The organism is Mycobacterium kyogaense (genome assembly GCF_036946525.1).
In the GTDB taxonomy this organism is placed as follows: Bacteria; Actinomycetota; Actinomycetes; order Mycobacteriales; family Mycobacteriaceae; genus Mycobacterium; species Mycobacterium kyogaense_A.
This window is the reverse complement of record NZ_JAQIIY010000017.1, coordinates 165651-189553: the sequence shown is the minus strand read 5'-3', so window position 1 is coordinate 189553 and position 23903 is coordinate 165651. Positions and strand designations below refer to the sequence as shown.

General features: G+C 62.6%; 21 protein-coding genes and 1 pseudogene. 1 reads left to right on the top strand and 21 read right to left on the bottom strand.

All coding sequences use genetic code 11. The features are described 5' to 3' along the window. Positions 1–171 precede the first annotated feature (171 nt). Genes PGN37_RS15810 through PGN37_RS15800 form a run of 3 tightly spaced genes read right to left on the bottom strand, consistent with a single transcriptional unit; the run spans position 172 to position 3301 of the window. Entirely contained in the window at positions 172–1041 is an 870-nt protein-coding gene (locus tag PGN37_RS15810) for a glycosyltransferase family 2 protein (RefSeq protein WP_335331976.1), read from the bottom strand. Then, a complete protein-coding gene (locus PGN37_RS15805; RefSeq protein ID WP_335331959.1) occupies positions 1038–1949 on the bottom strand; it encodes a glycosyltransferase family 2 protein in 912 nt (303 codons plus the stop codon). The genes PGN37_RS15810 and PGN37_RS15805 overlap by 4 nt, the downstream gene beginning before the upstream one ends. Positions 1950–1963: 14 nt before the next feature. After that, positions 1964–3301: a hypothetical protein gene (locus tag PGN37_RS15800; protein ID WP_335331958.1), complete on the bottom strand. Its 1338-nt coding sequence runs from the start codon at positions 3299–3301 to the stop codon at positions 1964–1966. A 185-nt stretch (positions 3302–3486) separates the two neighbouring features. Here PGN37_RS15800 and PGN37_RS15795 point away from each other — a divergent pair, with 185 nt between their 5' ends. Continuing rightward, positions 3487–4557 carry a cellulase family glycosylhydrolase gene (locus PGN37_RS15795; protein ID WP_335331975.1) on the top strand — a complete coding sequence of 357 codons (1071 nt, stop codon included), beginning with the start codon at positions 3487–3489 and terminating at the stop codon, positions 4555–4557. On the opposite strand, the gene PGN37_RS15790 is transcribed toward PGN37_RS15795, so the two are convergent. The 18 genes and pseudogenes from PGN37_RS15790 to PGN37_RS15705 all read right to left on the bottom strand — a co-directional run bounded on the left by PGN37_RS15790 (position 4504) and on the right by PGN37_RS15705 (position 23887). After that, positions 4504–5286 carry an acyltransferase gene (locus PGN37_RS15790; RefSeq protein WP_335331957.1) on the bottom strand — a complete coding sequence of 261 codons (783 nt, stop codon included), beginning with the start codon at positions 5284–5286 and terminating at the stop codon, positions 4504–4506. The genes PGN37_RS15795 and PGN37_RS15790 overlap by 54 nt on opposite strands. Positions 5287–5300: 14 nt before the next feature. Further along, positions 5301–6239 (bottom strand): GDP-L-fucose synthase family protein, encoded by a 939-nt coding sequence (locus tag PGN37_RS15785; protein WP_335331956.1) that lies wholly within the window; start codon positions 6237–6239, stop codon positions 5301–5303. Positions 6240–6264: 25 nt separating this feature from the next. Next, on the bottom strand, positions 6265–6852 hold the full coding sequence (locus tag PGN37_RS15780) for a DapH/DapD/GlmU-related protein (protein WP_335331955.1): 588 nt from the start codon (positions 6850–6852) through the stop codon (positions 6265–6267). Further along, entirely contained in the window at positions 6849–8183 is a 1335-nt protein-coding gene (locus tag PGN37_RS15775) for a Wzz/FepE/Etk N-terminal domain-containing protein (RefSeq protein ID WP_335331954.1), read from the bottom strand. Before PGN37_RS15775 ends, PGN37_RS15780 begins: the two co-directional genes overlap by 4 nt. Next, a complete protein-coding gene (locus tag PGN37_RS15770; protein WP_335331953.1) occupies positions 8183–9421 on the bottom strand; it encodes a hypothetical protein in 1239 nt (412 codons plus the stop codon). Before PGN37_RS15770 ends, PGN37_RS15775 begins: the two co-directional genes overlap by 1 nt. Before the next feature lie 140 nt (positions 9422–9561). Next, a complete protein-coding gene (locus tag PGN37_RS15765) occupies positions 9562–10194 on the bottom strand; it encodes an SGNH/GDSL hydrolase family protein (protein ID WP_335331952.1) in 633 nt (210 codons plus the stop codon). A gap of 173 nt (positions 10195–10367) precedes the next feature. Next, positions 10368–11030: an SGNH/GDSL hydrolase family protein gene (locus tag PGN37_RS15760; protein ID WP_335331951.1), complete on the bottom strand. Its 663-nt coding sequence runs from the start codon at positions 11028–11030 to the stop codon at positions 10368–10370. A gap of 38 nt (positions 11031–11068) precedes the next feature. After that, positions 11069–12160, bottom strand: coding sequence for a glycosyltransferase (locus tag PGN37_RS15755; protein ID WP_335331950.1), 1092 nt, complete (start codon positions 12158–12160; stop codon positions 11069–11071). Positions 12161–12229: 69 nt separating this feature from the next. Continuing rightward, positions 12230–13252: a GDP-mannose 4,6-dehydratase gene (gene gmd / locus PGN37_RS15750; protein WP_335331949.1), complete on the bottom strand. Its 1023-nt coding sequence runs from the start codon at positions 13250–13252 to the stop codon at positions 12230–12232. Beyond that, a complete protein-coding gene (locus PGN37_RS15745; RefSeq protein ID WP_335331948.1) occupies positions 13249–14637 on the bottom strand; it encodes a glycosyltransferase family 4 protein in 1389 nt (462 codons plus the stop codon). The genes gmd and PGN37_RS15745 overlap by 4 nt, the downstream gene beginning before the upstream one ends. Positions 14638–14662: 25 nt before the next feature. Continuing rightward, positions 14663–16129, bottom strand: a complete 1467-nt coding sequence (locus tag PGN37_RS15740) for a sugar transferase (RefSeq protein WP_335331947.1) — start codon at positions 16127–16129, stop codon at positions 14663–14665. A gap of 68 nt (positions 16130–16197) precedes the next feature. Beyond that, positions 16198–17790, bottom strand: a complete 1593-nt coding sequence (locus PGN37_RS15735) for a KamA family radical SAM protein (protein ID WP_335331946.1) — start codon at positions 17788–17790, stop codon at positions 16198–16200. After that, the gene (locus tag PGN37_RS15730) at positions 17790–19175 is read right to left on the bottom strand and encodes a flavin monoamine oxidase family protein (RefSeq protein ID WP_335331945.1); all 1386 of its coding nucleotides are present in this window, start codon (positions 19173–19175) and stop codon (positions 17790–17792) included. The genes PGN37_RS15735 and PGN37_RS15730 overlap by 1 nt, the downstream gene beginning before the upstream one ends. Further along, positions 19172–19393, bottom strand: a complete 222-nt coding sequence (locus tag PGN37_RS15725) for a phosphopantetheine-binding protein (protein WP_335331944.1) — start codon at positions 19391–19393, stop codon at positions 19172–19174. Before PGN37_RS15725 ends, PGN37_RS15730 begins: the two co-directional genes overlap by 4 nt. After that, a complete protein-coding gene (locus PGN37_RS15720; protein ID WP_335331943.1) occupies positions 19390–20904 on the bottom strand; it encodes an AMP-binding protein in 1515 nt (504 codons plus the stop codon). The genes PGN37_RS15725 and PGN37_RS15720 overlap by 4 nt, the downstream gene beginning before the upstream one ends. A 143-nt stretch (positions 20905–21047) precedes the next feature. Next, positions 21048–21704: pseudogene (locus PGN37_RS15715) on the bottom strand (glutamine--fructose-6-phosphate transaminase (isomerizing)); the annotation flags it as partial. A 323-nt stretch (positions 21705–22027) separates the two neighbouring features. After that, on the bottom strand, positions 22028–22636 hold the full coding sequence (locus PGN37_RS15710) for a response regulator transcription factor (RefSeq protein ID WP_335331942.1): 609 nt from the start codon (positions 22634–22636) through the stop codon (positions 22028–22030). Between the two features lie 534 nt (positions 22637–23170). Then, positions 23171–23887 (bottom strand): response regulator transcription factor, encoded by a 717-nt coding sequence (locus PGN37_RS15705; protein ID WP_335331941.1) that lies wholly within the window; start codon positions 23885–23887, stop codon positions 23171–23173. Positions 23888–23903 lie beyond the last annotated feature (16 nt).

Below are 23903 nucleotides of genomic sequence, written 5' to 3'. Positions count from 1 at the left end.
CCGCTCTTGCGGGCAAACGGATCGTTCATTACTCCCCCAGACACACCATCGAACGACAAACTCACTGCGGCCCTTCGGCTAGAGCCCCCGCATCCCCCGCCCCCCGGCGGTGCCAGCGCATCGATCACCCCTCGCAATATCGACGCCGGCGGGGATGCGTGCGATGTCCGGTCACGGTGACAGGGGCGCATCACTGCACGCCACCTTCCGCCGAACCTTGATGGAGGGCGAGTGAACAGACCGCTCTCTCATGGCGATCACCGCCGGGAAAACCGCGATCTTCGCTTTCACCGCATACTCCCAGCAGCGCAGGAGAGCGCGCGAGATCAGCCTTCCGTTGAAGGGATAACACCCGACCGAGTCCCAGATCCTCCGCATATCGTCGAAGACGTCGTCGACCGAACGCGCCGAACCGGCGCCTGTGATGTCGAAGTCGGTGACCACGCGCTCGATGGTGATGGGTTCATGGACCAGTGCCGCGCGCAGCATGAACAATTGATCGGCAGCGATCTCGAAGTCGAGATCGTATCCACCTACCTTCCTGACCACCGACGATCCGAAGAAGGATGCTTGATGGGGGATGGTCGCCTGGATCATCAGGAACTTTCGCATGTCGAAAGGCATGGGCGCCTGCAGACCGACGCTGGCCCCGTCCGGCCCGATCAAGTTCTCCATGCCGTAGCCCCACAGGTCGTTCACTGGTCCGTGGTCCACGATCGTCTGCACAACGTGGGCCAGCGAGTCCGCATCCGAGAAGCAATCTCGAGAGTGAAGAAACCACAACAGGTCTCCCGACGCATGGGCGATCCCCTGGTTCATCGCGTCGTATCTGCCGCCGTCGGACTCAGACTGCCAGTACCGTAAGCCGGACTCGATGTGACGCAAGTAGTCCACGACGTCGTCACCCGATCCGCCGTCGATCACGATGTGTTCGACGGGCCCCGCGTATCGCTGGGCCCGGACGCTGTCGACGGTTCGCTTGAGACCTTCGAGGTCATTGAGGGTGATGGTGATCACCGAAACGATGGGAGCAGAAGTCATCGATCCCTCTCCCTCGCAGCCCTTCTCAGCCAGCTTCGTGACCTCCGCAGTGCGATACGGAGGGTGGCCGACGAGGCGTAGATCCATGCCCAGATGCCTGGCCGACCCCAGCGAACACTCGCAACAACTGATCGGAAGACGCTTCGGAACGAGCCCGCTTCGAGGGCAGAACTGACGGGACTGTAGAGAAAGTAGTCACCGCGCACTCGGTTGGATTCATCAGCGAGTTCGGTGATCCCCCAGTCGATGTAGTCGGCGCTGCGGTCCACGCCCGGACGAGACGTCGAGTTGGCCGTCACGTTGACCTCGACGAGGCAGTCAGGAAGCTGGAGAATCGGAAGATCGGGTAGTTCGCGCTGAACCTTCATCAACCACATCGGATCGTCATGAATCGAGCCGGCCGACGCCGACAGAGGCACCACGTCCGCGACCGTCTTGGGAAACATGAGTGTCGGCACCGCGAGCGAAGGTCGCGCTCGCTTCATCGAGACCAGTCGCATCAAGTAGGGAGCCACTCGTTCGTGCGGACCGATCAATCTGCTCGGCATCCTCAGTGGCTTCTGACCGTCTGCCCGCCGCTCGTAACGACACGAGACGATCCAACGGTCCCGACAATCCGGTGCTGCGGCGAGCTGCTTCTCGAGTTTGGCCTGTTTCCAGAGATCGTCATCGTCGAGGAGGGCGATGATAGCGCCGTTGGCAGAGTCAATCCCCAGCTGTCTGGCGCGGCCGGGACCCTCTCCCCCTGATGTTCGCAGTACCCGGATCGCGTCAGATTGCGGCAGTTCCGGTTCTCCGTCGGAATCGACCACGACGATGACTTCCAGGGGCGGGACCGTCTGAGACAGCGCAGATTCGACCGCTGTACGCAGACTCGCCCTGCCGATCGTTGGAATGATGACGCTCACCGTGGGCTCGATAGTCAACGGACGGCCTCCTCTACGTCGAAGCGTGACGGCGAGGGCAGGTGCCTCGCGCCGAAGACAACCGCAAGGATGGCGAAACCGGAGAGGAATCCGTAGGACCACGGTGAGAAGAACAGATCCCAGATCGCCTGCACCGACGCGGCGATCACCAGCACGGACCAATGCCCGTATCGCGAGGCGTTCCAGACCATGGCCAGCGCTGCGATGACCAGTCCCAGTGGAAGCAGCGCGGCGAAGAGTCCGCCTTCCGCCCACGAGCCAAGCAGCACGGAGTGGAGGGAGACGTCTCCGTTGGCGTAGTACCAACCGCTCTCAATAGGTACGGCGGGATCGAAGCCGAGCGAAATCGCAAGTGACTTGGCGCGGTCGAAAACTTCCGCGCTGATGTTGTTCGCACTGGCCCATCCGAACCACGGGCGTTCGAGGATGGCTGATATCGACAGCGGCGATTCCGTTCGGCCGGCCAGTATGAGTGGAACACCCTCGGCAAGTTGGACTTCGGTCTTGCGTTTGATCGCATCGCTGAGGAAGCCGTTCGCGGCCAGGCGCGGGACGATCGCATATATTGCCGTGCCTGACACTGCGACGAATGCGAGCTGCGCCCATCGGGGAACTCGGTTGGCGGCAAGCCATCCCACCAGCGTGATCACGCTGGCAAGGGCGCAGTTGGTCGCCAGTGATCGGTAATCCGCGCTCAAACTGTAGGTTGCGACGAGCAGTAGCGACAGCGCTTGAAGCGGCGGAGGGACCTTCAGAAGAACCAGGCAGAAGAGCAGGATGACGACGATCCATTGCCCGAAGCCATATTTCCACAGATCCGCTGTCGAATTGTAGGTCTCGGCCGATGCCCCCGTGTGGAAAAGGCTGTAGCTCGTTGCGCCGATTGCGATGCCGCAGTAGATCGCGAAAATACGGAGGAGGTCTCTGCCGGCGAGTACCAGGCATCCCGCGTAGTAGAGCGCAAACGCTCCCCACTCCTGCACTCGTTGATCCACCAAGCTCAAATGGTTGATCTGGGCCGAGATGCAGAACGCCGCGAACCCGATCACAGCAAGAATGAGAGGTAGCCACTGCCCGAGCGTCGGGCGCGTCAAGAGCAATGCGGGCGCCAGGAGAAGACATATCGGGGCCAGCATCGTCAGTGTGAAACCTTGGATCTGAACCGCCGACGTAGCGCCCAGTGCGATCAGCACAACGACGGTGAGTGCTCGGCGTGCACCTGTCCGGCGCCTCTCGAACGACCCGCGCGACGAAGGAATGACGACGCCTGTGAACAATGGATTTTCAGCGCTCTCGCCGTCGACGGATCTGGGCTGCGTCACCGCCCCGTTCATCGCGGCGACCCGATGCGGAATCGATCGAATGGACCATTGCAGATCAGTCGTCTGCCGGGCATCCTTGCTCGGAGACCACCGGTACCGCCCCGTTCTCGGGCTGTCGATGGAAAGGGAGTCAGACGTTGAATGTCTCGAGGAACCAACGCTCCCTTCCGGTGCCGAGATTGGCTGTGTTGGCCATCGTGGGTTTGGTCGTCGCGATCGTCGGTTGCCAGACGGTCAGGCCACCCGACTCTTCTGCCAGGCCGATACCCGCGACCGTGGCGCTGCCGCCAGGTCTTGTCGGCGTGAACGCCGTCACGCTGAGCGACTCCGCCATCCGTGACGCGCAGTACGATCGGATTGCGGCCGACCAGTTCAGGGCGGTTCGCCTTCAGATCGAGTGGGATCTCATCGAGCGATCTCCGGGTCAATTCGATTGGAGCGAAACCGATTCGCTTGTCAACGGCGCGGCCAGTCGAGGTCTTGCTGTTCTCGGAGTGCTGTCGTATGCGCCCTCGTGGGCCGTCCCCCCGCAATACCGGGATCTCGTCCACCCGGCACCGGCGGATGCGGGGCCCTGGGCCGACTTCGTTGCCCGAGCTGCCAAGCGCTACTCGAATGTCATTCGCAACTGGGAGATCTGGAACGAGCCGAACATCGACGACAGTTTCGCCCCCGGGCCCAATTTGGCGTTGTACTCGTCGATGCTCAGGGATTCCTACCGGGCCATCAAGGGTGTCGACCCTCAATCGGTGGTGGTCACCGGCGGTACGTCGCCCGCGGTGGACAACCCCACGGAGATGTCGCCTCTCACCTTCATCAAGGGCCTGTACGACAACGGTGCAGGTGACTTCTTCGACGCGGTCGCCATGCACCCCTACAGCACACCCGAGTTCCTGACCACCGCGGGGACGTCGGATACCTCGAACTCGAACCAAGCGATCAAAGATGTCAGCGCACTGATGGCCAAGGAGGGCCAGGGCGGAAAACTCATCTGGTTCACGGAATTCGGCGCGTCGACCGCGACCCCTGGAGCCGTCGCTCCAGATCTTTCCGGTCAGCAGGTCGGCGTGTCCCCACAGCGTCAGAGCGAGATCCTGACCAACGGGATAAAATACCTGCGGTCGATTCACAATGGGGGTCCCATCTTCCTCTTCGATTTCCGCGATGTCGAAACGGGAAGTCGCAACGTCGAATACAACTACGGTTTGGTCCAATCAGATTTCACAGCCAAGCCGGCGCTCGCAGCCGTCCAAGCGCTCCTCGGTTGACGGTGCGACCACGAATGCCCGACGATTACCGTTCGACCGCATGCTGCGGGGAAGGTCCACCCTCAGCGTGGTCGTCGCGCTCTCCGCTCGCTCGAACCAGCTGCCACCCTCCAACGAAATCGACCTGACGAACTCCGCGGGAGACCCGCCGTAAATGCCTGGGGGTTGATTCACCTTCCTCGGCCGGTTCAGCATCGAGTTCGCGATCAGAAGCGAATGAGGCGGCAGCACTGCACCCTTCAACACCAGGCAGTTGGTCAGCACTAGGGAGCGCTCACCGATGGTGACCCATCCTGCGGTTTGTACGTCGCGCATGATGTCGATCTCATGGCTGAGAATGGTGGTACGTTGGCCGGCGATACCGGACATGTCCGCGAGCGCGACATGCCCCGAACAGTCGACGTTGTGTCGGCTCGTGATGATTGCGCCATCACCCATGACCAGACATCCGACATCTGGATGCAGGACTTGAAAAGCAGGATGCGCGGTGATCGTGTTGAGTGACCCAATCGACGCTCCGGCGCCCATGTGTAGCAGGCGTATACGGCGAAAGGCGTTCAGTGGACCGATCGTCGCATTCTCCCCGATGACGGCTCGGCCGACATTCACCGCGAGGAGTGGTCCGATACGGGCAGACGGAGCAACATCGTGGCCGAACAACCGCAACAGCCTGTTCTTCGCAGCGCTACGCGGCAGAAGCCAGACCAGCATCTCGAGTTTGTTCTTCATCGAACGGCCTTCTTTCAGCAGACGTCGGCCTGCGACTCGACGAACCAGGCGTACATCTTCTTCAGCCCGGCCTCGATCGTCAGCGTCGGCTGCCAACCGAGCGCCCGCAACTTGCTGTTGTCCATGAGCTTGCGAGGCGTGCCGTCCGGCCGGGTTGCGTCGAACTCGACCTCACCGTCGTATCCCACGACCAGCTTCATCAGCAGTGCCAGGTCTCGGATCGAAATCTCCTGGCTCGAACCCAGATTGATGATTCCGGCGCCGTCGTAGTTGCGCAGGAGGAAGACACAGGCGTCAGCGAGCTCATCGGCGTCGATCAGCTCACGTAGAGGTGATCCGCTCCCCCAGACGACGACCTTCGGTTGACCAGACTGCTTCGCCTCATGGAAGCGCCGCATCAGGCCTGCGACAACATGAGAGTGTTCCGGGTGGAAGTTGTCCCCTATCCCGTACACGTTGGGCGGCATCACTGCGAATGCGTTGAAGCCATACTGTCGGGCATAGGCATCGCACATCGTGATGCCCGCGATCTTCGCGACTGCGTACGGGCGGTTCGTCTCCTCCAGAGCACCGGTGAGAAGAGCCTCCTCCGTAATGGGTTGCTCTGCGTATTTGGGATAGATGCAACTCGATCCGAGGAACATGAGTTTCTGGGTTCCGTTGCGGTATGCGGCGTCGATGACGTTCGTTTGAATCATCAGATTCTCACGAATGAAGTCCGCCCCCAGTGTCGCGTTGGCGATGATGCCGCCGACCTTCGCGGCAGCGAGGACTACCACATCGGGACGCTCTGCAGCGAAGAAGGATTCCACGGCTGCCGCATCGTCCAGGGACAGCTCATCGTGTGAGCGAGTGATGACATGGGCGTGCTCCTCCTCGAGGAGACGGCGTGTGATGGCTGATCCGACCATGCCGCGGTGGCCGGCAACGTAAATTTTCGGTTCGCTGTTCACGATTGGCCCTCATTCGGTCGATTCATCAACGCTGGATCTGCGGTTTGCTGGCCAACAGGGTCGCCCCGGGCGGTACATCGCTGGTCACGACCACCGACGCGCCTATGGTGGCGCCGTTTCCGATGCGGGTGCCTCGCAGGACGGTCGCACGAGCCGCCACCCACACCGAATCACCGATGACGATGGGCGCGTTGTCGAATTCGAAAGTGGGGCTGCGCCGGTCGTGGCTTCCGGTACAGACGAGTACTCCCTGTGAGATGCAGGTGTTCGACCCTATTGTCACGTGTTCGAGATTCAGAATCCAGACCTCCTCGCCGATCCACGAGTGGTCGCCGACATCCAGTTTCCAGGGCCAGTGGATCTTGACCTGGTGTCGGATCAGGACCCCGGTGCCGATTCTGGCGCCGAAAATGCGGAGCACTTTGATGCGAAGTCCGCTGGGGCACCACCACTTCATGAGGACATCTCGGACGATCAGCCAGAGAACTTGAACTCCGACGTTGCGGCCGCGGTCGTATCCCCTCCCGGTGAAGCCACCGAGGGAGAAGCGGCGGCCCGGCTCCGAGGTCGTGTAGCGGGTCCGGACGGTATCGACGGGAGCGACCTGAATCATCGGGAGCCTTTCGGCGTCTCATGTGGCCGCTCGGGGGCCACCACTTTGGCCATCACCACGGCCAGGAGATGTGCTCTGGCTGCGTTCAATTCGCCGATGGCCGTGGCAACTTCTCCGCGATGTGTCCTCGACGTGTCGACCACCAGCAGATCGGCGTCGACAACCGCTGACAAGACGGAGGCAGCACTGCTGTCGTTCACGGACGCGGTCACGATCACCACGCGGTCGAACTCTTTGCGGAGATCGTCGACGAATGCGCTCATCGTCGCCGACGAGAGCAACGCCTCGATCGCATGCGTCCCGCCGTGCGGGACGACGGACAAGGTGGCACGCACCGTACTGTGGAGCACGTCGTCAAATCCTGTTCGGCCGCTGAGCAGATCAGCCAATCCCGGGCCGGCACCTTGTAGGCCGAACCACCGTGCGTCCAGCGCGGAGTCTGCGGCTACGAGCGCGGTGGTGCGTCCTGTTTCGGCGAAGGCCACAGCGACACCGGCTGCGAGGGCGGCAGCCGCTCGACCAGGGCCAGCCGGCGCTACGAGGAGGACCTGCGGAGCTGGGTCGTGCGCGTCTATCTGCACGCGGAGGCGTCGAAGGCCCTCCGATTCCGCAGGACATGACTCGTCGAACAACCCGTGCGGAGTGGAGACGCCAGGATCGGGCATCACCAGCGGGCCTGCGGTGGGTGCTCCCGTGAGCCGGCCGAGTTCCTCAGCAGAGCTGATACGCCGTGACACGACAGGGATCAACGAGAGGCACAGCAGCCCGATGAGTAGGCCACCGATGCACCCGTAGACGGCGTTGGTGACGACGTTCGGAGAACTCGGCGACGACGGTATCTGTGCGCGGTTCACGACGGTGATCGTCGCGCGAGGCGCACTCTCTCCGATCGGCGTCTCCAGTGGACCGGCGTACTGGATGAACTCATCCGCAAGTACGTTGGCGATATCCGTCGCGCGTTCAGCGGAGGGATCGGTTGCGGATACGTCGAGGAGCACCGTTCGCGGCACGATGGCTGCGTTCACCTTCGACGAGAGCTCGTCGGCCGACACCGGTAGATGCAATCTGTCGACGACGCGCCGGGTCATGTGTTGACCGGTGATCATCTGTGCGTACGACTGGACGCGCTGCTCTGAGAACTGCCCGCCGGAATAGGCCTCAGACGAGCTGTTGCCGCCACCAGTGGCGGCGACGAACAACCTAGTGGTGGCCGTGTATTCGCGAACCTCGTGAGTGCTTACCAGGTTACCGACGAAGATCCCCACGAACGCAGCGATCACCAGGACCCACCACCTACGTCGTATCGCGCTGACGACGGTCTGGAAATCCATCACAATCTCCTCGCTGAACCCGAAGTGAGAACGTCTGCCGTCCCGGACGACCCGACATCGCGGACTCGTCGCTGCCCGAGGCCGCCCTGCGCGACGAACACCACTCCCAGCACATTTCCGGCGGCGACCGTCAATTGCTGGCACGTCGAACGCAGTTCGTCGAACTTGGTGTGGCCCGCCCGGGCGACTAACACGACCGCATCGGCGTGGCGAACCAGTCGCACGGCGTCGCTGAATTCCATCGCCGCAGGGGTGTCCACGACGACCCAGTCGAATCGGTTGCGGAGTTCATCGAACATTCCGACAGTGCCCGGATGATCGGCCGTTGCTCCCGGGTCTGCATCGACTACACCAAACGGGATGACTGCGATGCCATGCCAATTCGCGGGAGCCCTCGTCTGTACAGACAACGTCAACTCGCCATGCGACAAGCCGCCGTTCACCAGCTCGCTGACGGTCTGCGCGTTGCCCAGCCCGAGTACCGAGGCCATCCGGGAGCCTCGGGAGTCGAAATCCACCATGGCGACGGTCGAACCTCTGCTAGCCAGCGCCCGTGCTGCGATCAGGGCGATGCCGGTCTTTCCAGCGGAACGCTCCGCCGAGGTGACCATGATGACCTTCGACCCGAGGATCGCGAGCCGATCCAAGGTGCGTCGTAACTGCCGTCCGGACTCCTCATTCCACGGTCGTGATTCTGGGGACTGCCACGGCACCGAATGCACGGTCGCCAGCACAGGAGTCTCCGTGGCTTCCGTGGCATCTTCGGGGCGGCGAATTCTCCCATCGAGAAGAGCAACGACCACTGCGATGAACACACCGGCGATCAGGCCGAAAACTGCTGCGATGCCGAGGATCAGCGAGGGCGGGAACATCCCTGCCCGCCCCGGAGAGGACGGTGCCTTGACGGGAATCAAGTCCACGCGCGGAGCCAATCCCGCCGACACCGTTTCCAGCGCGTTGATGCTTCGGCGAAGCTCCTCGATGTAGGCGTTGCCTATCGCTTGAGCCTGCAGCGGGGTGTCACCCGTCGTCGTCAACTGGAGTAGCACGGTGTCGTGCACCGGGGAGAGGTTGGCGCGGCCGATCATCTGCTCGGGGTCGATGTCCATTCCGAGGTCATCGATGACCCTCTTCGCGATCTCTGGACTCCTACTCAAGGCGAAGTAGGTGTCAGCCCGCTTCCTCGCATAATCGTCCCCCTCGTAAAAGCTCCGCTCGTCGTCGCGTGGAGTCGTCACGAAAAGCACAGCATCCGACGCGTATTCAGGTGGCTTCGCAATGAAGAACACCGCCGTCGCAAGAACCGACAGGAGAGCCAATGCGACCGGGATCCGCCACCAGCTTCGGATTACGAACACGTAGTCAGTCAGGGTCGAGTTCATGGTAATTGCGTGACCCCCTGCGCCTTCAACGCTCTGGTGAGCAATTCAGCGATCTTCTTCACTCCCGCGAAAGTGGGGTGAATGCCGTCCTCCCCCACGTAGGGCGAGGTGTCGATGCCGACGAACCAGCCCAGCGCTCCCGGATCGATGAACTCGACAGCATCGAACTCACTATCGGCGCGGAGAACCGACCGGAACTCGTCGCCGATCGTCCCCCCCGGAAGAGACGGCGGCCTGATCACCGGCTCGTTGAGGAACCATGGTCCGATCACGACGACGTGACTGTTGGGCCATGACTCGACGACCTGCTTCACGGTGTAGGCGAATATCGGATCGACGTCGGAGGTCACGAACTGCATGTCGTTTCGACCACCGTCGAGAATCACCACATCAGCCCTGTACATTTCGCGCAGACGCGGCAACCGTTCCACGAACGACGTCGAGGGCAGGTTGGGCTGGGTGACCTGGAGCCGGTGTCCCGGACCCCCGCTGAGGTAGCCCGTTCCGCCCTCGGCTGCGATGTTGCATTCCCATCCCAGAGCCGTCGCCGTCAGGCATCCGTAGCTCAGGTCCGGCGTGGTCGGGCCCAACGTGTATGAGTCACCGATGAACAAGACAGAGGGAGCCACCCGACTCGGCAGGGTAGGGGGAGCCGCGACGTTCGGCAATGGTGACCCTTGAGGTCCTGCTGCAGATCCGCCGAGGATGACGTGAGGGACGGCTACGACAGCCGCAATCGACAGGACGGCGAGAAGGACAGTCGACTTCTTGGGGATCGGTACGTGGCCGCGGAACCTGGACGTCATGGCAGAACCGCCTCGCGCGTCGCGCGGATCTGCTCCCGGAGAAGGGGTCTCAGTTGTTGCGCCAACACCGACTGTCCCTCATCTGTAGGAGCGACATTCCGCCGCATCAAACCGTCGGCGGCAAGCCACTTCTCCCGGATGAGGGATAGATAGGTGGTGTGAGTGGTCTTGGCAGCCTTGGCGATAGCCGAATCAAGTGTCACGAAGACATCAGGCACCGGATGCTGATGCCAGATGGGACCGAAGACGACGAGTTCAGAGTCCGGAGCTCGTCTGCTGAGTTCGGCGAAGAGGTCGACCGCCGATTGGGTGATCTGTTGGTCGGGAAGCGCCACATCGCCGACACCACCGAAGACCACGATCACATCGGGCTTGGACGCGAGTGCCTTGTCGACCTGGTCGGAGAAGCGTCCACTCTGCCCGGCACGACCGGCGTAACTCGAGCCCGCCACAGCTACATCCGAGATGCTGAGCGATGATGCGGCGGCGACCAGCGACGGCCACGTCACGTCGTTGTCGGAGCCCGCACTGTACGAATCACCGATCACCGCGATGCGCAACGGTCCATCGGCAGGGACGGACGCCGAAACTCCGCCACTACGCGTGAGAACCACCGTCGCGCTGGCCGTCGCCGCCACAAGCAGAAGTGCCAGCGCCACCGTCCCGAACGTAGTCCTCCAGGAGGAATGCCACGACGTCATGGAAGCCACCGGCGATCGTGCGACGCGGCGGCGTAGCTCATCTCCAACCGTTGGCCTACATACGACATACCGAGGTCATGCTTGACGGCACTGCGCCCGCGCTCGCCCATCGACCGCGCAATGTCGGGAGCCGAAAGCAGGTATTCGACGGCCCGGGCAATGCTTGCCGGACCGGGTTCGATGACAATGCCGCACTGATATTTTCGGATCAGCGGCGCCACCCCGCACTGATCCGTCACGACGACCGGTAGGCCGACAGACATCGCTTCGAGTACTGCCATCGGGTACGGCTCAGGGCCCAGTGACGGCAAGACGTACATCGACGCTTGCCGCATGCGTGCCGGTGCCGCTCCGCTCTCGACCGGGCCCTCCCACGTGATGTTGGGCGTCCGGGCAGCAGCCTCTTGCACCCGCCGGCCTTCGCCCTCATCCGCACCGACGAGCGTGTAGGTCGCAGTTACCCCACGCGTATTCAATTCGTTTGCGGCGGTGATGAAATCGACCGGGCGCTTGCGCGAATGAAGCCGTGACAGGTACAGCACCTCCGGCACCCGCCGCGAGTGTGTCGCGGCCGGGTACAGTGGCACGCCATTCGGCAGCGGAGTGAGTCGAGCGTTCCCACCGGCGATCTCGTCGAGAGCGTCGCGCTCATCGGTGGTGAGGTAGAAGACCTCGTGCGCATGGCACAGTAGCTTCCGGACGATCGTGTGGTCGGCGAGTGGATGCGCTCCGGGCAGGATCATGCCGTGGGTCTGCAGCACATACGGGAGCCTCACCCGCATCATGGCCATAGCCAGAGGTAAGAGGACGAGGTCGCGTGCGAGATGGATGTGGGCCGCCTGGAACTGGCCGTGGTTCCGGAGAAACCACGTCAATAGACCCGGGGCAGAAAGACCTGCAAAGCCCATGCGGGGAAGCAACCGCACAGCGCGCCGGACGACGAGCGGGTTTCCCTCCGCCCATTCAGGTCTCTCGTCGAACCCTTGCTCGGCCCCCGCGAGCGTCACTGAGTGACCACGGATGCGTAGTGCCGAGGCCTGGTTCAGTGAGACCCGGACCGGTCCGCCGTACGCACCGTCGGGGGTCATCAACGTGACCGTATGCAGTATCTGCAGGCCATCCGGACCAAATGTTCTCGTGTCCATGGGAATCGGTCGCTAGTTCCGACCGGCCGGCTGCGGCCTGTCCACCCATGGCGTGCCCGCGCACCGTAAAGCTTCGATATCGGCGTCCACCATGATCTCGGCAAGATCAGGAGTGCGCACCTCGGCTTTCCAATCCAGGACACGCGCAGCCTTCGATGCGTCACCAATGAGCGCGTCGACCTCACTGGGACGGACATACCCCTGGTCGAACCTCACGTAGTCCTGCCAATCGAGCCCTGCCCGTGCGAAAGCGATGCTCACAAAATCGCGGACTGTGTGGCCCTGGCCTGTCGCCAGTACGTAGTCGTCCGGCTCGTCGACCTGAAGCATCCGCCACATGCCGTCCACGTACTCCGGCGCGTAACCCCAGTCACGCACGGCATCGAGATTGCCCAAATAGACGTTGTCCTGCAGCCCTGCTTTGATCCTCGCAACGGCGCGGGTGATCTTCCGGGTCACGAACGTCTCGCCGCGGCGCGGCGACTCGTGGTTGAACAGTATTCCGTTCACCGCGAACATGCCGTAGGCCTCGCGGTAGTTCTTGGTGATCCAGTAGGAGTAGACCTTGGCGGCTCCGTAGGGCGAACGCGGATAGAAGGATGTCTCCTCGCTCTGAGGGGGTGGCGACGCTCCGAACATCTCCGAACTCGACGCCTGATAGAACCTGCACTGCACTCCTGAGAGCCGGACAGCCTCCAACAACCGGATCGACCCGATGCCTGTTGTGTCGCCGGTGTGCTCGGGCTCGTCGAAGCTCACACGGACATGCGATTGGGCGCCGAGGTTGTACACCTCGTCAGGCGAGATCTGCGACAGCAGTGTCACCAGACGGGCTCCGTCCCTCAAATCGCCGTAGTGCAGGTGCAATCGAGCATTCGGGTCGTGCGGGTCCACGTAGAGATGGTCGATCCGCGACGTGTTGAACGTCGATGATCGACGAATCAGGCCGTGTACCTCGTAGCCTTTGTCGAGCAGCAACTCGGCGAGGTATGACCCGTCCTGGCCGGTGATCCCCGTGATGACAGCCTTTTTCATTCTTGTCCCTTCCTTCGTCCCTGGAAGTCGGCGAGCGATTTGGCGAACGTCACGAAGTGCTGCCGGCCGCGACGTTCGGCGAACTCCGACTGCCCGAGCCGCCGTGCGTTGTGGACGAGCCGAACACGCAGCGCATCGTCGGATCGGATCTCGCACAGGCCTCTCACGAGCGCTTCCGCATCGCCGTTCGGCACGAGCAGTGCTGCGTTGCGGGAGCTCAACAACGATCCGGTGATCCCCCCTTCGGCGACCGCGGCGATGATCGGCCGCGATGCGGTCGTGTACGAGGTGAGCTTGCTGGGAAGCGACATCTCCCTGACCCCAGGACGTTCATGAACCAGCAGGACATCTGCTGCTGCGAGGGTGAGTGGGTAGATCGCTTCGGACACCGGATCGACGAACCTGACCCCGTCGAGTCCGCAAGCCTGTTGTTCCAACGCCTGCCTCGTGTTGCCGTCCCCCACGAAGACGAACTCGAATTGCCCCGGATATCTCACGGCAGCAACTCGGGCAGCCCGCAGGGCATGCTCCAGGCCTTGTTTCATCCCCATGTTCCCGGTGTGCACAACAGTGAGGCGGCCGGTGTCACGCCAGCCCAGTGCGCGTCGTGCCGCCGCTGGAGTGAGATCCACAGGACGGACGTGCGAGAAGAGGGGTACCTCGACGATCTGTCGGTCGTTCACTCCGCCCGCCACCAAAGCCGGCCGGAACCCCTCCGTCACGACGCCGACGCGGTCGGCGCGCCGCAGCACGGAATGCTCCACTGCCGCAATTCCATTCGCGACGCGACCACCAGTGCTTCCCGATTGGACAGCGGCTTTACCCACCTGGTCATGCACGATCGCACCGAACGGGCGCCGACGCCGCCCCGCCATCCCTGCCACCGCAGCGCCCAGCAGCGGTGTCACGGCGATCACGATGTCGGCACGTGTCGCGATGACAGCAGGAGCGCTCAGCGCAGCGAAACTCAGCTCCAGGCGCATCCGTCCGAGGAGGCCCGGATTCTGCGGAACCGCATGGCGTAGTCGCGTTATGCTGACCGAGCCTGCATATGTTGTTCGAATCGGAGATTCCCGCCATCGCAGCCCTGTCCGGTACTGCGGATCGACCACGCGCCACTCCGGATAGTGTGGAACGCCGGTGACGACCTTCACTTCCGCTCCCGCATCGGCAAGGGTGTCCACGAGCAACGAGTTGTAGGGCGCGCTGCCTGACGACTCGGGGCGGAAATGGCACGCGACAACGCACACCCGAAGGCCGGCCAACAATCCGGCGCCGGCGTCGGAGTCGCGGCAAGACACAGAGTCCAACACGCTTCGGTCAGATGTTCCGCCGACAGCATGCACGGCCGGCCTCGCGGCGTGCGTCACACTTGAGGACGTCATGGATGTTCCGTTCCGTGTCATGGCTCTAGTAGGCTCCGTGGCCTTGAAGAACTGTCCGTACCGTCCGCAGGATGATCACCAGATCCTGTACGTAGGACCAGTTGTCGACGTAGAAGTGGTCCAAGCGAATGCGCTCGGCAGCGGATACATCAGACCTCCCCGACACTTGCCACAGACCGGTTATTCCTGGCTTGACAAGACCCCGGCGCTCGATGAAGTACTCGACAGAGGATCCCTCGCCCGGGACCAGCGGTCGGGGACCGACAATGCTCATCGAGCCGGCGAGAACGTTGAACAGCTGAGGGATCTCGTCGATGCTCGTCTTGCGGAGCCACCGGCCGATCGGTGTGATGCGCGAGTCCGTGGCCGACTTGAAGAAGATGCCGTCCGACTGTCCACAGCCGATCCGCTCCGCATCCAGGTGCTTGTCGGAATCCGGCTCCATCGTCCTGAACTTGACGATCCGGAACTGGAATCCGTTGTAACCCACGCGTTCCTGGCAGAAAAACACCGGTCCGCCGTCGTGCCACTTGATCGCCGCCGCAGCCAACAGCATGACGGGGCTGAGCAGGACCAACGCGATGGTCCCAAGAACAAGGTCGAAGAAACGCTTGTGGTAGTGCAACGCTCCGTCGTGACGGGGTCGTGCCACGTGAAAGAGCGGCATATTGTCTATCGGCCGGATTTTGAGTCGGGGACCGACGATGTCGACCATGCCCGGCATGACGATCAAGTCGGTTCCCAAAGAGTCGAGTTGCCAGGTCAACGTCCGCATGTGCTCGTGGCCGAGATGTTCGGCAGAAGTGACGGCGAGTGCATCCGCGTTGGTGAGACGTACGACCTCGGCGACGGAATGCTGGTTACCGAGTACCGGCACAGGACCGGTCCGCGTGTCGATCTCTGAACCGACTTTGCCCTGGTAGTCGGGCAAGCAGGCGCCGACCACCCGATAGCCCGCATGGCTACACCGATTGAAGGTGTTGCACAACGCGATCACCGAACGTGGCTTACCGAGCACGACGACCTGGCTCGTGAACGCACCCCGCGATCTCTTCTTGGCGAGGTCGCGTCTCAAAAGGTGTCTGCCCACGAGCAACACCACAAGTCCGACCGGGAGTGCGATGGCCAGGTAGCCTCGAACCAATCCGAGCTGGAGGAGCAGATCCGAGACAGCGATGATTCCGAAAGCCCATGCGGTAGACGTGACTACGCGGCGATACTCCTCCGACCCTATTCCCGTCAGCGACAGATCCCACGACTCCTGCAGTCCAAGGGCGGCGAGCCAGATGACCGCGAGCATGATCGAGCATGCGGTCACATCTCGCCAATGATCGCCTGTTGCAGAGCTGTTCATGTTCGGAAACCCGAATCGCGTGAACTGCGCGACCGTCACGGCAACCACGACAGCAGCGGCATCAGTCGCGATCACATGCCGTCGATGCATCTTCTTCCACTGACTCGCACGCGCTTTGGCCTCGGTGACCTGCTCCATCACTCGATCGGCAGACTCCGACCGGAGACCGATCGTTGTTTTGAATCGGCGAACAAGGGGGGGTGCAGTCATTCTGTGCCGCCTCGGGTGGCCGCCATGTCGTGCATATCCAGCGCCTCCTTGTCTCTGTGGGCATTCAGGTGCAGAGTCGACGCCTGATGCCCGTTCGCGCCAACGGCGGCACCGTAGGATTCACATACGGTGCCGCCGATCGGGGCGGGTGCGGAGGAGTCGATCTCGGTAGCGAGAAGCGCTGCGTCGCCAGCGCGGTGGCCGTTCTTACGCCACCACGCTCTACCAAGGGCGGGAAGGGTGTCGATCGGATCGAAGTAGGAGTACGACCGGTTCAGAGCGTCGTCGTCCGCACCTTCCAGAACGGTGCGGAAATTCTTGTTCCAATAGGAGATTCCGAGATTGCGATCGTAGCCAACGACCTGGTGTACCCAGCGCTTTCCGACGAAGGGAACATCGCACACCACACGCGGTGTCGCGAAACCGGGCAGATAACCCATGATCGACAGTTGCAGCTGCTGAGCTTGCCACAGCGGTGTTCGCCAGTGCTCGGCGTTCGGGATCATGTCGCACATGTAGAAGTAGTAGGGAAGGATGCTTGCCTCACCTTGCAGCGCAAAGCACAGATCGAGAAGGTCCTCAGTGGTGTCGTTGACTCCGCGCATCAGGACGCCTTGGTTTCGCACATCTCGAAGCCCGGCGTCGAGTAGGGCGCGGGCTGCGTCGGCAACGAGCGGAGTAACCGATTGCACATGATTGATGTGCGTGTGCAACGCCAGATTCACACCGCGTTCGGCTGCGAGGTGTGCGACCCGGTTGACCCCGTCGAGCACCTTCCTCTGCAGCCAATGCTGCGGCAATGCAGCTAGTGCCTTGCTGGCCAGCCGGATGTCGCGAATCGTTTCGATCTCCAGCAATTGAGAGATGAATGACTCCAACCGCGGCCAGGGAACATTGCCGATGTCGCCGCCTGAAACCACGACATCACGGACCGTCGGGGTGTCGCGCAGATAGTCCAGCATCTGTCGTTGCCGATCGGCCGGTTGAAGAGTCAGCCGCGTCTTGCTGACCGTCGGCGTCGAGTTGCCGACGAGATCCATCCGCGTGCAGTGACCGCAGTACTGAGGACACGTGGACAGCAATTCAGCCAGGACCTTGGTCGGGTAGCGATGGGTCAGCCCTTCCACAACCCACATATCGCTCTCGTGCAGCGAATCCCGTTCCGCGTAGGGATGCGAACACCATTCGAGGTGGCGGTCACTGCGAACGGGGAGCATGTAGCGCCGGATAGGATCGGCATAGAACAACTTGGTGAGCGTGTCACGTGCCGAATCCCACTGCGGTGCCATGGTGTTGAGCATCTGCGGCGGCAACAGCATCGACATCGTTGCTCGCTGCGCCTGGTCGGCAGCCAGGTCGGCGTAGAACTCCTCTTCAAGCAGATCGCCCACCACGGCGCGAAGTTGACCGATGTTCTTGAGTGAGTGCGAGCGCTGCCATTGCGGATCGTGCCAGTCGGACGGGGACACCTTTGCCCAGCCCGGGTACCGCCGCCAGTCAGGCTCGACCAACAGTTTTCGCACGTACATGTAGGGCTGATCCGTGACCGCGGTGAAACCGGGCCCCTCGTCTTCGACGACAGTACTCATCAGACCAGCACCTTCGACGAGTTGGTTGCGGCATGTGTCGCACCGATCACTTCGGCCGCGGCACGCTGACCCGACCTGATCGCGCCTTCCATCAGGCCGAAGTACTCCAGACTGGTCTCTGTACCGGCCCAGTGGATCCGGCGGTGCGGCTCGGTCAGTGTCGGCCCCAGACGCAGCCAGTCCCCCGGACCGAACAACGCGGCGTAGCAACCCCGGCTGTACTCCTCGGCCAGCCAGTCGGTCACCGAGCAGGTATCCGGTGGAGGAAGCGCAGGGAAGAGTCGCCCGACGTGGGCTAGTGCCGAACCCTCCTGATCGGCCGGTGACAACGCAGAGAAGGCAGAGGCTGCAGCTCCGGTGACGAATCCCGTGAGCACACCTGCAGAACCATCTGGCGGCGAATCGTCGACCGTGGACAGCAGCGGCCCGCTGGTGCTGACCGACCACCCGGACAGCCCGTCCTCACGCCACAACGGGGCCTGATAGCTCAGGTGGACTTTGATGGCGCAGCCTCGGCCCGTAGCGGCAGTTGCGCGGGGCGTGGACAGACCCGGACGGAAGTCGATGCGATGCGCCAGTAGCGGTGGTAAGGCAACGATCACGCGATCAGCCCGGAATTCGGCCGGTGGGCGGTTGGTGCCGGCGTCACATCGCACGACCACGCCGTCATCGCCCTGATCAATGGCCGCGACAGGGTGATTCAGATGTACCCGATCTCCGAGTTCGTCAGCCAGCGCATCGGCGAGCAGGTGAGCGCCACCATCGATTCGCCACTGCTGCGCCCCACCCTCGAAAGCGTTGAGATATTGGATGCCTCCGCCGGATCGAAGGTAGAATGCCATGTGCAGAACGGAGATCGCCGCGGGATCGGCGGCCATCATCTCGCCGAGGAACAAGGGAAAGAAGGCGTGTGCATCCGGACGCGCGATCCCATCGACGAGCCACCGTTTCGCAGTTTGATGATCGAGGCGATCGGCGTCGGGTGTCAGCCACGGTGCATTCGGCCGGACTGACTCGATCAGATCATCGAGACGGTCGAACAGGTCACCGAGTGCGACGGCGTCCAGCGGCGGCACCCTGCTCGCGGTCGTCGTGCGGTCGTCGTCGATCAAAAAGGTGCTCTCGCCGGTCATGCCTGTGGACACCAGGTTCAGCCCGTGATCACCGACGAGACGGAGCAGTTCGGTGTGTTGGCGTCCCAGATAGGCGGCACCTCCGTCGGCCACGACGCCCGAGGACACCGGTACACCACGCATGCGACCGCCCACCCGATCACGCGCCTCCAAGACGTTGACCTCGGCGCCTGACTCCGCCAAGTCCCGGGCCGCAACCAGACCCGCAAGGCCGGCTCCGACCACGACGACGCGTGCGTGCGCCCCAGTCATGGCATCACGACAGCCACGAGATCGGACAGGGCAATCGGAGTCGGGTTCTCGACGAGGTCGTCGTAGACGAGTTCTATCCCGACGTCGCGAGCGATCGCGCTCACTACTCTGGTTGCCAGCAGCGAGTCACCCCCGAGATCGAAGAAGTCGGAATGTTCCTCCACCTCATTGGTTTTGAGGACTCGCCGGAAGATCTGGACGATATGGTCGGGACTCACCGTTTCGCTCCTTGGATGTTGCTGTTCACGAAGGATCGCCGTGTTGCCCCGCGATCGACTTTTCCGTTTGCGTTGTGGGCGAGCGCTGTAATGAAATTCACGCGGGCAGGCACGAACTGTCCTGGTAGCCGCTCGCGCAGGAACGCCCTCAATTCGGCGGCGGTGGCCGGCTGACTTGCAACCACGTACGCCGTCAACGACATTCGACCCAAGGATCGCTCACCGACCACGACAGCACCGGAGACCGCCGGGTGTGCGTTCAGCTGCGCCTCCACCTCAGCGGGATGGATCCGCACACCACGTACTTTGAGCTGGTCGTCGGCGCGACCATGTGTATACAGCGAGCCGCCTTCGGCACGGCTGACCAGGTCCCCAGTGTGGAACCAGCGGGCCGGCCCCGTTCCATGGTCCGCGACCGCGAACGCGGTCCCGGACAGCTCGGGCAGGTCGAGGTACCCGGTGGCCAAACCCGGTCCGGAGACCAGAAGCTCGCCATCACTGGTGACGTGGTCACGCACGTGAGGCAGTGGGTGGCCGATCGGCGCCTCCTTGGACGCACCGATCTGGGGTTCGGTACCGGGACCGCTCAGCTGTGCCGCGTGCGTGATCATCGTCGTCTCGGTGCACCCGTAGGTGTTGAGCAGGCAGACGTCTCCGTGATCGAGATCCCGCCACTGCTGCAGACGAGTGGTGTCGACTCGCTCACCTCCGATGACCACGAGCCGGACGCTGTCCGGCAGAGGGGTCCGCTCCTCGTGCAGGAAGAGCACGAGTTCATGCCAGAACGCCGTGGGCAGATCCATGACAGTGATCGCTTGGTCTGCGAGCATGCGCACGAAGGCTGGAAACGATCCGCTGTGGGCAGCGTCGTCGAAGATCAGCGCCGACCCTGCAGTCAGGGCGGGCAGGATCTCCTCCAAACACGTGTCCCAGCCGAGCGAGGCGAACTGCAACACGCGGTCCGCGGGAGTGAGTGCGAAAAGCGAACGCAGTGCCCGCACCGTGACGGTGAGGGCATAGCGCGACACCGCCACGGGCTTGGGCGCGCCGGTCGAGCCGGAGGTACACAGAACGTATGCAGGGTCACTCGGACGCCAGCGCGCCTCGGGGAGAACATCATCGGCTTCGCCTGCCGACTCCTGTGCTGCGGACATCAGATGGTCGACGCCCATCGCCGTGATGAGCGCCTGCACCCGACCGGTCGGTAGCGCGGCGTCGATGGGGCAGTACGTGGATTGCGCCCGCAACACTCCCAACAGCTGGTGTGCCACTGCCGGATGGTGCGATGCCACCACACCGATGCGACCGGGCGTCCTGCTGATACCTGCAGTCTCAGACTGAACACGCAGGGCGGTCAGTCGGACCCGCTCGTCGAGTTCCTGGTATGTGGTCGCCGTCCCGTTGTGTACGAGCGCAGGGTGGTGAGGCCAGTCGCGCACTGCGCCAGCGAAATCATCGATGATGTCTGCCACGTGCTCGGATTCATCTTCGATGAGATCGCCGGTCGACATCGCGTCGTGATACATGGCTTTCCAGACATCAAGGCTTCGCTCGACTGACGACTCGATCGCTCGTTGCAATTGCGGATTCATTCGACTGTCACCGACTCGGCAGTACGCTGCGGCATATTCGCATGGCGCGAGAGTTGCGCGTTCGTCAGTTCCACGACGTCGCCGTCGTCGAGTGCGCGGATGTCGTTGATCCAGTCGGCGATCGCCGCGATGTCGCTTGCTGCGAAGTCTCCGTGATCGGTGTGCGCCACGAGTAGCGGAGACCCGTTGGCCGCAAGCACTATTCGACCGGTGACCACTTCCAGTACCGCGAGCGCCCAAGAGCCCCGTACCCGGCTGAGAGCCCTGCGCACCGCGTCGACGAGGTCGCCCTTTCCGAGCAGTTCGTCCTCGATGAGGTGACAGAGAACTTCACTGTCCACCGGGGTCGCGAAACTATGTCCGGCGCAGGCGAGCTCCGCGCGCAGACCGGCGAAATTCTCGATGATCCCGTTGTGCACGACGTAGATCTGTCCCGTGCAGTCAGAGTGCGGGTGCGCATTGTCCTGGGTCTCCGAATCATTGGTGGCCCATCGCGTGTGGCCGATACCCACCCCGGTGGACCCGGTTCCTGCGCACTGACCCAGCAGGGCCTCCGGGGAACTCATCCGTCGGGTCGTCCGGAGTGGCAGCACCTCACCGCTGACAGCCTGTGTCGCAACACCCACTGAGTCGTATCCGCGGTACTCGAGCCTTCGTAACCCGACGCTGAGGTGATCGAATGCCGGCCGGTGCGTCCGGCAGGCAATGATTCCGCACATCATCACCAAGCTCCTCGATCGACGCCGGCGAATGTGCGTCGGTACCGCCTGTTGGACATCCCGCTTCTCTGAGGCAGGGCCGCAATTTGCAGGTGCGAAACCGGATTCGGCGCATTGGAGACACGGTCGACGACTTTGCCAAGCGGCACCTTGAGATTCACGACGACCTCGTCCAGGACCGGCCAGATCGTTATCTGCATCGCTGCCTCGCAACAACTTTCATCATCCCCGGCAAACACATCTTCACTATTGACGACCCCGCTACCGTTCGTACATGGACCATGAGAGCGATTTTCGGACTGGGCCCGGGACTGATTCGAGATCTAGTACGACGCGACATCATCGGCCGCAAAGATGTTGCGGGCCAGTGCTGCCGCCTCCTCACGGCTGCTGACACCGAGCTTGGTCAGCACACTGTGCACGTGGTTCTTCACCGTGTGGACGGCGATGCAGAGCCGGCCTGCGATGTCGCGGTTCGCCAGTCCTGCCTCCAACATGTGAAGGATCTGGATCTCCCTAGCAGTGAGAGGTAGTTCTCTGGCTGCCGGCCGCCGGCGCTGTGACGCCAGGGTCGACAAGCGCCTGAGCAGTATCGCCGACACCCCTGGCGAACAGGATGATTCACCTGCAGCAACTTCGTGTATCAACACAACCAGGTTGTCGAGTGATTCCGTACGGAGGTGATAACCCGATGCGCCGCCCTCCGCGCACGCGACGATTCCGGATTCGTCCTCCTCGGACACACCGACGACGACCACACGCACATCCGGGCCCAATCTCGATGCATGTCGTAGCAACATCGCGCTATCGCGGGTCGACATGCTCAACACGACGACGTGCGGGAGTGTGGTGTGGACTTCGGCCACCAACGACTTCAGGTCCCATGCCACGCCGACTCCCACCACGCCTGGCCGCGCGGCGAGCACGCCCACCAGACACTCGCGGTGGAGAGCGCAGTCATCGACGATCACAACGCGCACGTCTTGGAGCGATGCGAGTCCGCTCGGTACCGTGCGGCGCGATTCCGCTCCATCTTCCGTTCGGACTATCCGATTTCGTAACCCGGCATTCGAATACTGCAGGGGTAGTGGGTTATCCGTCGGGCATCCACTGATGGACGGTCGATCATAGGCCGCTCCGCGACGATCCCCGGCACACGAAGCGAGATCGTCGGTCCGTGCGATGTCGTCATCAGTCAAGGCCGACAGCAGTGAGCGGATGGGCGGGAGCTCATTCATCTCGGGGCCCGCCATCCGACTCTTGACGTGGGCAGAGACCCGCGGTCTCGCCCGCACAGTGCTGTGTCATCAAAGGCCCTCCCCCACGAAACCTGCTGTGCCACCGTGCCTCGCGGCGAAGAGCGGGATCACAGTGCGACTCGTTCGCCGACTCAGGGAGATCGCTGTGCAGAGCTAACTCGTCTGATACCCACCACTATCGGGGCCGTCAGAACCGCCGTACATGGGTCATCGGAGCCAACTTTGACTAGATCGGGACCCGGACCTCTGGTGGTCGCCATGATCCATCCGCAGCTTGTGGAACGCCGCAGCTGCCTCGGCACGGGTGTTGACCCCTAGCTTTGTCAGCAGATTGTGCACGTGATTTTTCACGGTATGAACCGCGATGGACAACTCTAGGGCGATGTCCTGGTTCGACCGGCCTAGTTCCAGCATGTGCAAGACCTGGATCTCACGCGACGTGAGTGCTGAATCTCTTGTCGCAGAATGTCGTGAACCAGCGACCTCGGAAACCCGTCGAAGGAGCGTTGCTGCGATTTCTGGCGGGCACCAGGTTTTTCCCTCCGCCACGAGACGGATCAACACGACGAGGTCGGCCAACGAATCGGCCTTCATGTGGTAGGCCGCCACTCCTGCCTCGGCACACGCGAAGATCACGTCCGGGTCGTCTTCGGGAGTCGCGAACGCGACCACGGGCACCTCCGGCCTCAATTTGCGCACGGCCCGCAGAAAGGTGTGCATGTTGTCGGCCGTCAAGTTCAACAGAATCACCTGCGGCGCTTCGGATTCCAGCGCACCGATGAGGGAGGGCAGGTCCCAGGCCGTACGGGCGCGCGGTATCCCCTTCCATCTCAGTGCCGACGCCAATGCTTCGCGATACAGCGCGCAGTCATCGATGATCAACACCTTGCCCAGGACTGCTACGCGCGGGTCAGCGTCGGTCACGGGAGCCGTCGCGTCC

Bases quoted from the DNA above. Each gene is read 5' to 3' on its own strand.
- PGN37_RS15810 (WP_335331976.1), bottom strand. From the start codon at position 1,041: ATGACTTCTGCTCCCATCGTTTCGGTGATCACCATCACCCTCAATGAC.
- PGN37_RS15800 (WP_335331958.1), bottom strand. From the start codon at position 3,301: ATGAACGGGGCGGTGACGCAGCCCAGATCCGTCGACGGCGAGAGCGCT.
- PGN37_RS15790 (WP_335331957.1), bottom strand. From the start codon at position 5,286: ATGAAGAACAAACTCGAGATGCTGGTCTGGCTTCTGCCGCGTAGCGCT.
- PGN37_RS15780 (WP_335331955.1), bottom strand. From the start codon at position 6,852: ATGATTCAGGTCGCTCCCGTCGATACCGTCCGGACCCGCTACACGACC.
- PGN37_RS15775 (WP_335331954.1), bottom strand. From the start codon at position 8,183: ATGGATTTCCAGACCGTCGTCAGCGCGATACGACGTAGGTGGTGGGTC.
- PGN37_RS15755 (WP_335331950.1), bottom strand. From the start codon at position 12,160: ATGACCCCCGACGGTGCGTACGGCGGACCGGTCCGGGTCTCACTGAAC.
- gmd (WP_335331949.1), bottom strand. From the start codon at position 13,252: ATGAAAAAGGCTGTCATCACGGGGATCACCGGCCAGGACGGGTCATAC.
- PGN37_RS15745 (WP_335331948.1), bottom strand. From the start codon at position 14,637: ATGACGTCCTCAAGTGTGACGCACGCCGCGAGGCCGGCCGTGCATGCT.
- PGN37_RS15740 (WP_335331947.1), bottom strand. From the start codon at position 16,129: ATGGAGCAGGTCACCGAGGCCAAAGCGCGTGCGAGTCAGTGGAAGAAG.
- PGN37_RS15735 (WP_335331946.1), bottom strand. From the start codon at position 17,790: ATGAGTACTGTCGTCGAAGACGAGGGGCCCGGTTTCACCGCGGTCACG.
- PGN37_RS15730 (WP_335331945.1), bottom strand. From the start codon at position 19,175: ATGACTGGGGCGCACGCACGCGTCGTCGTGGTCGGAGCCGGCCTTGCG.
- PGN37_RS15720 (WP_335331943.1), bottom strand. From the start codon at position 20,904: ATGTCGACCGGCGATCTCATCGAAGATGAATCCGAGCACGTGGCAGAC.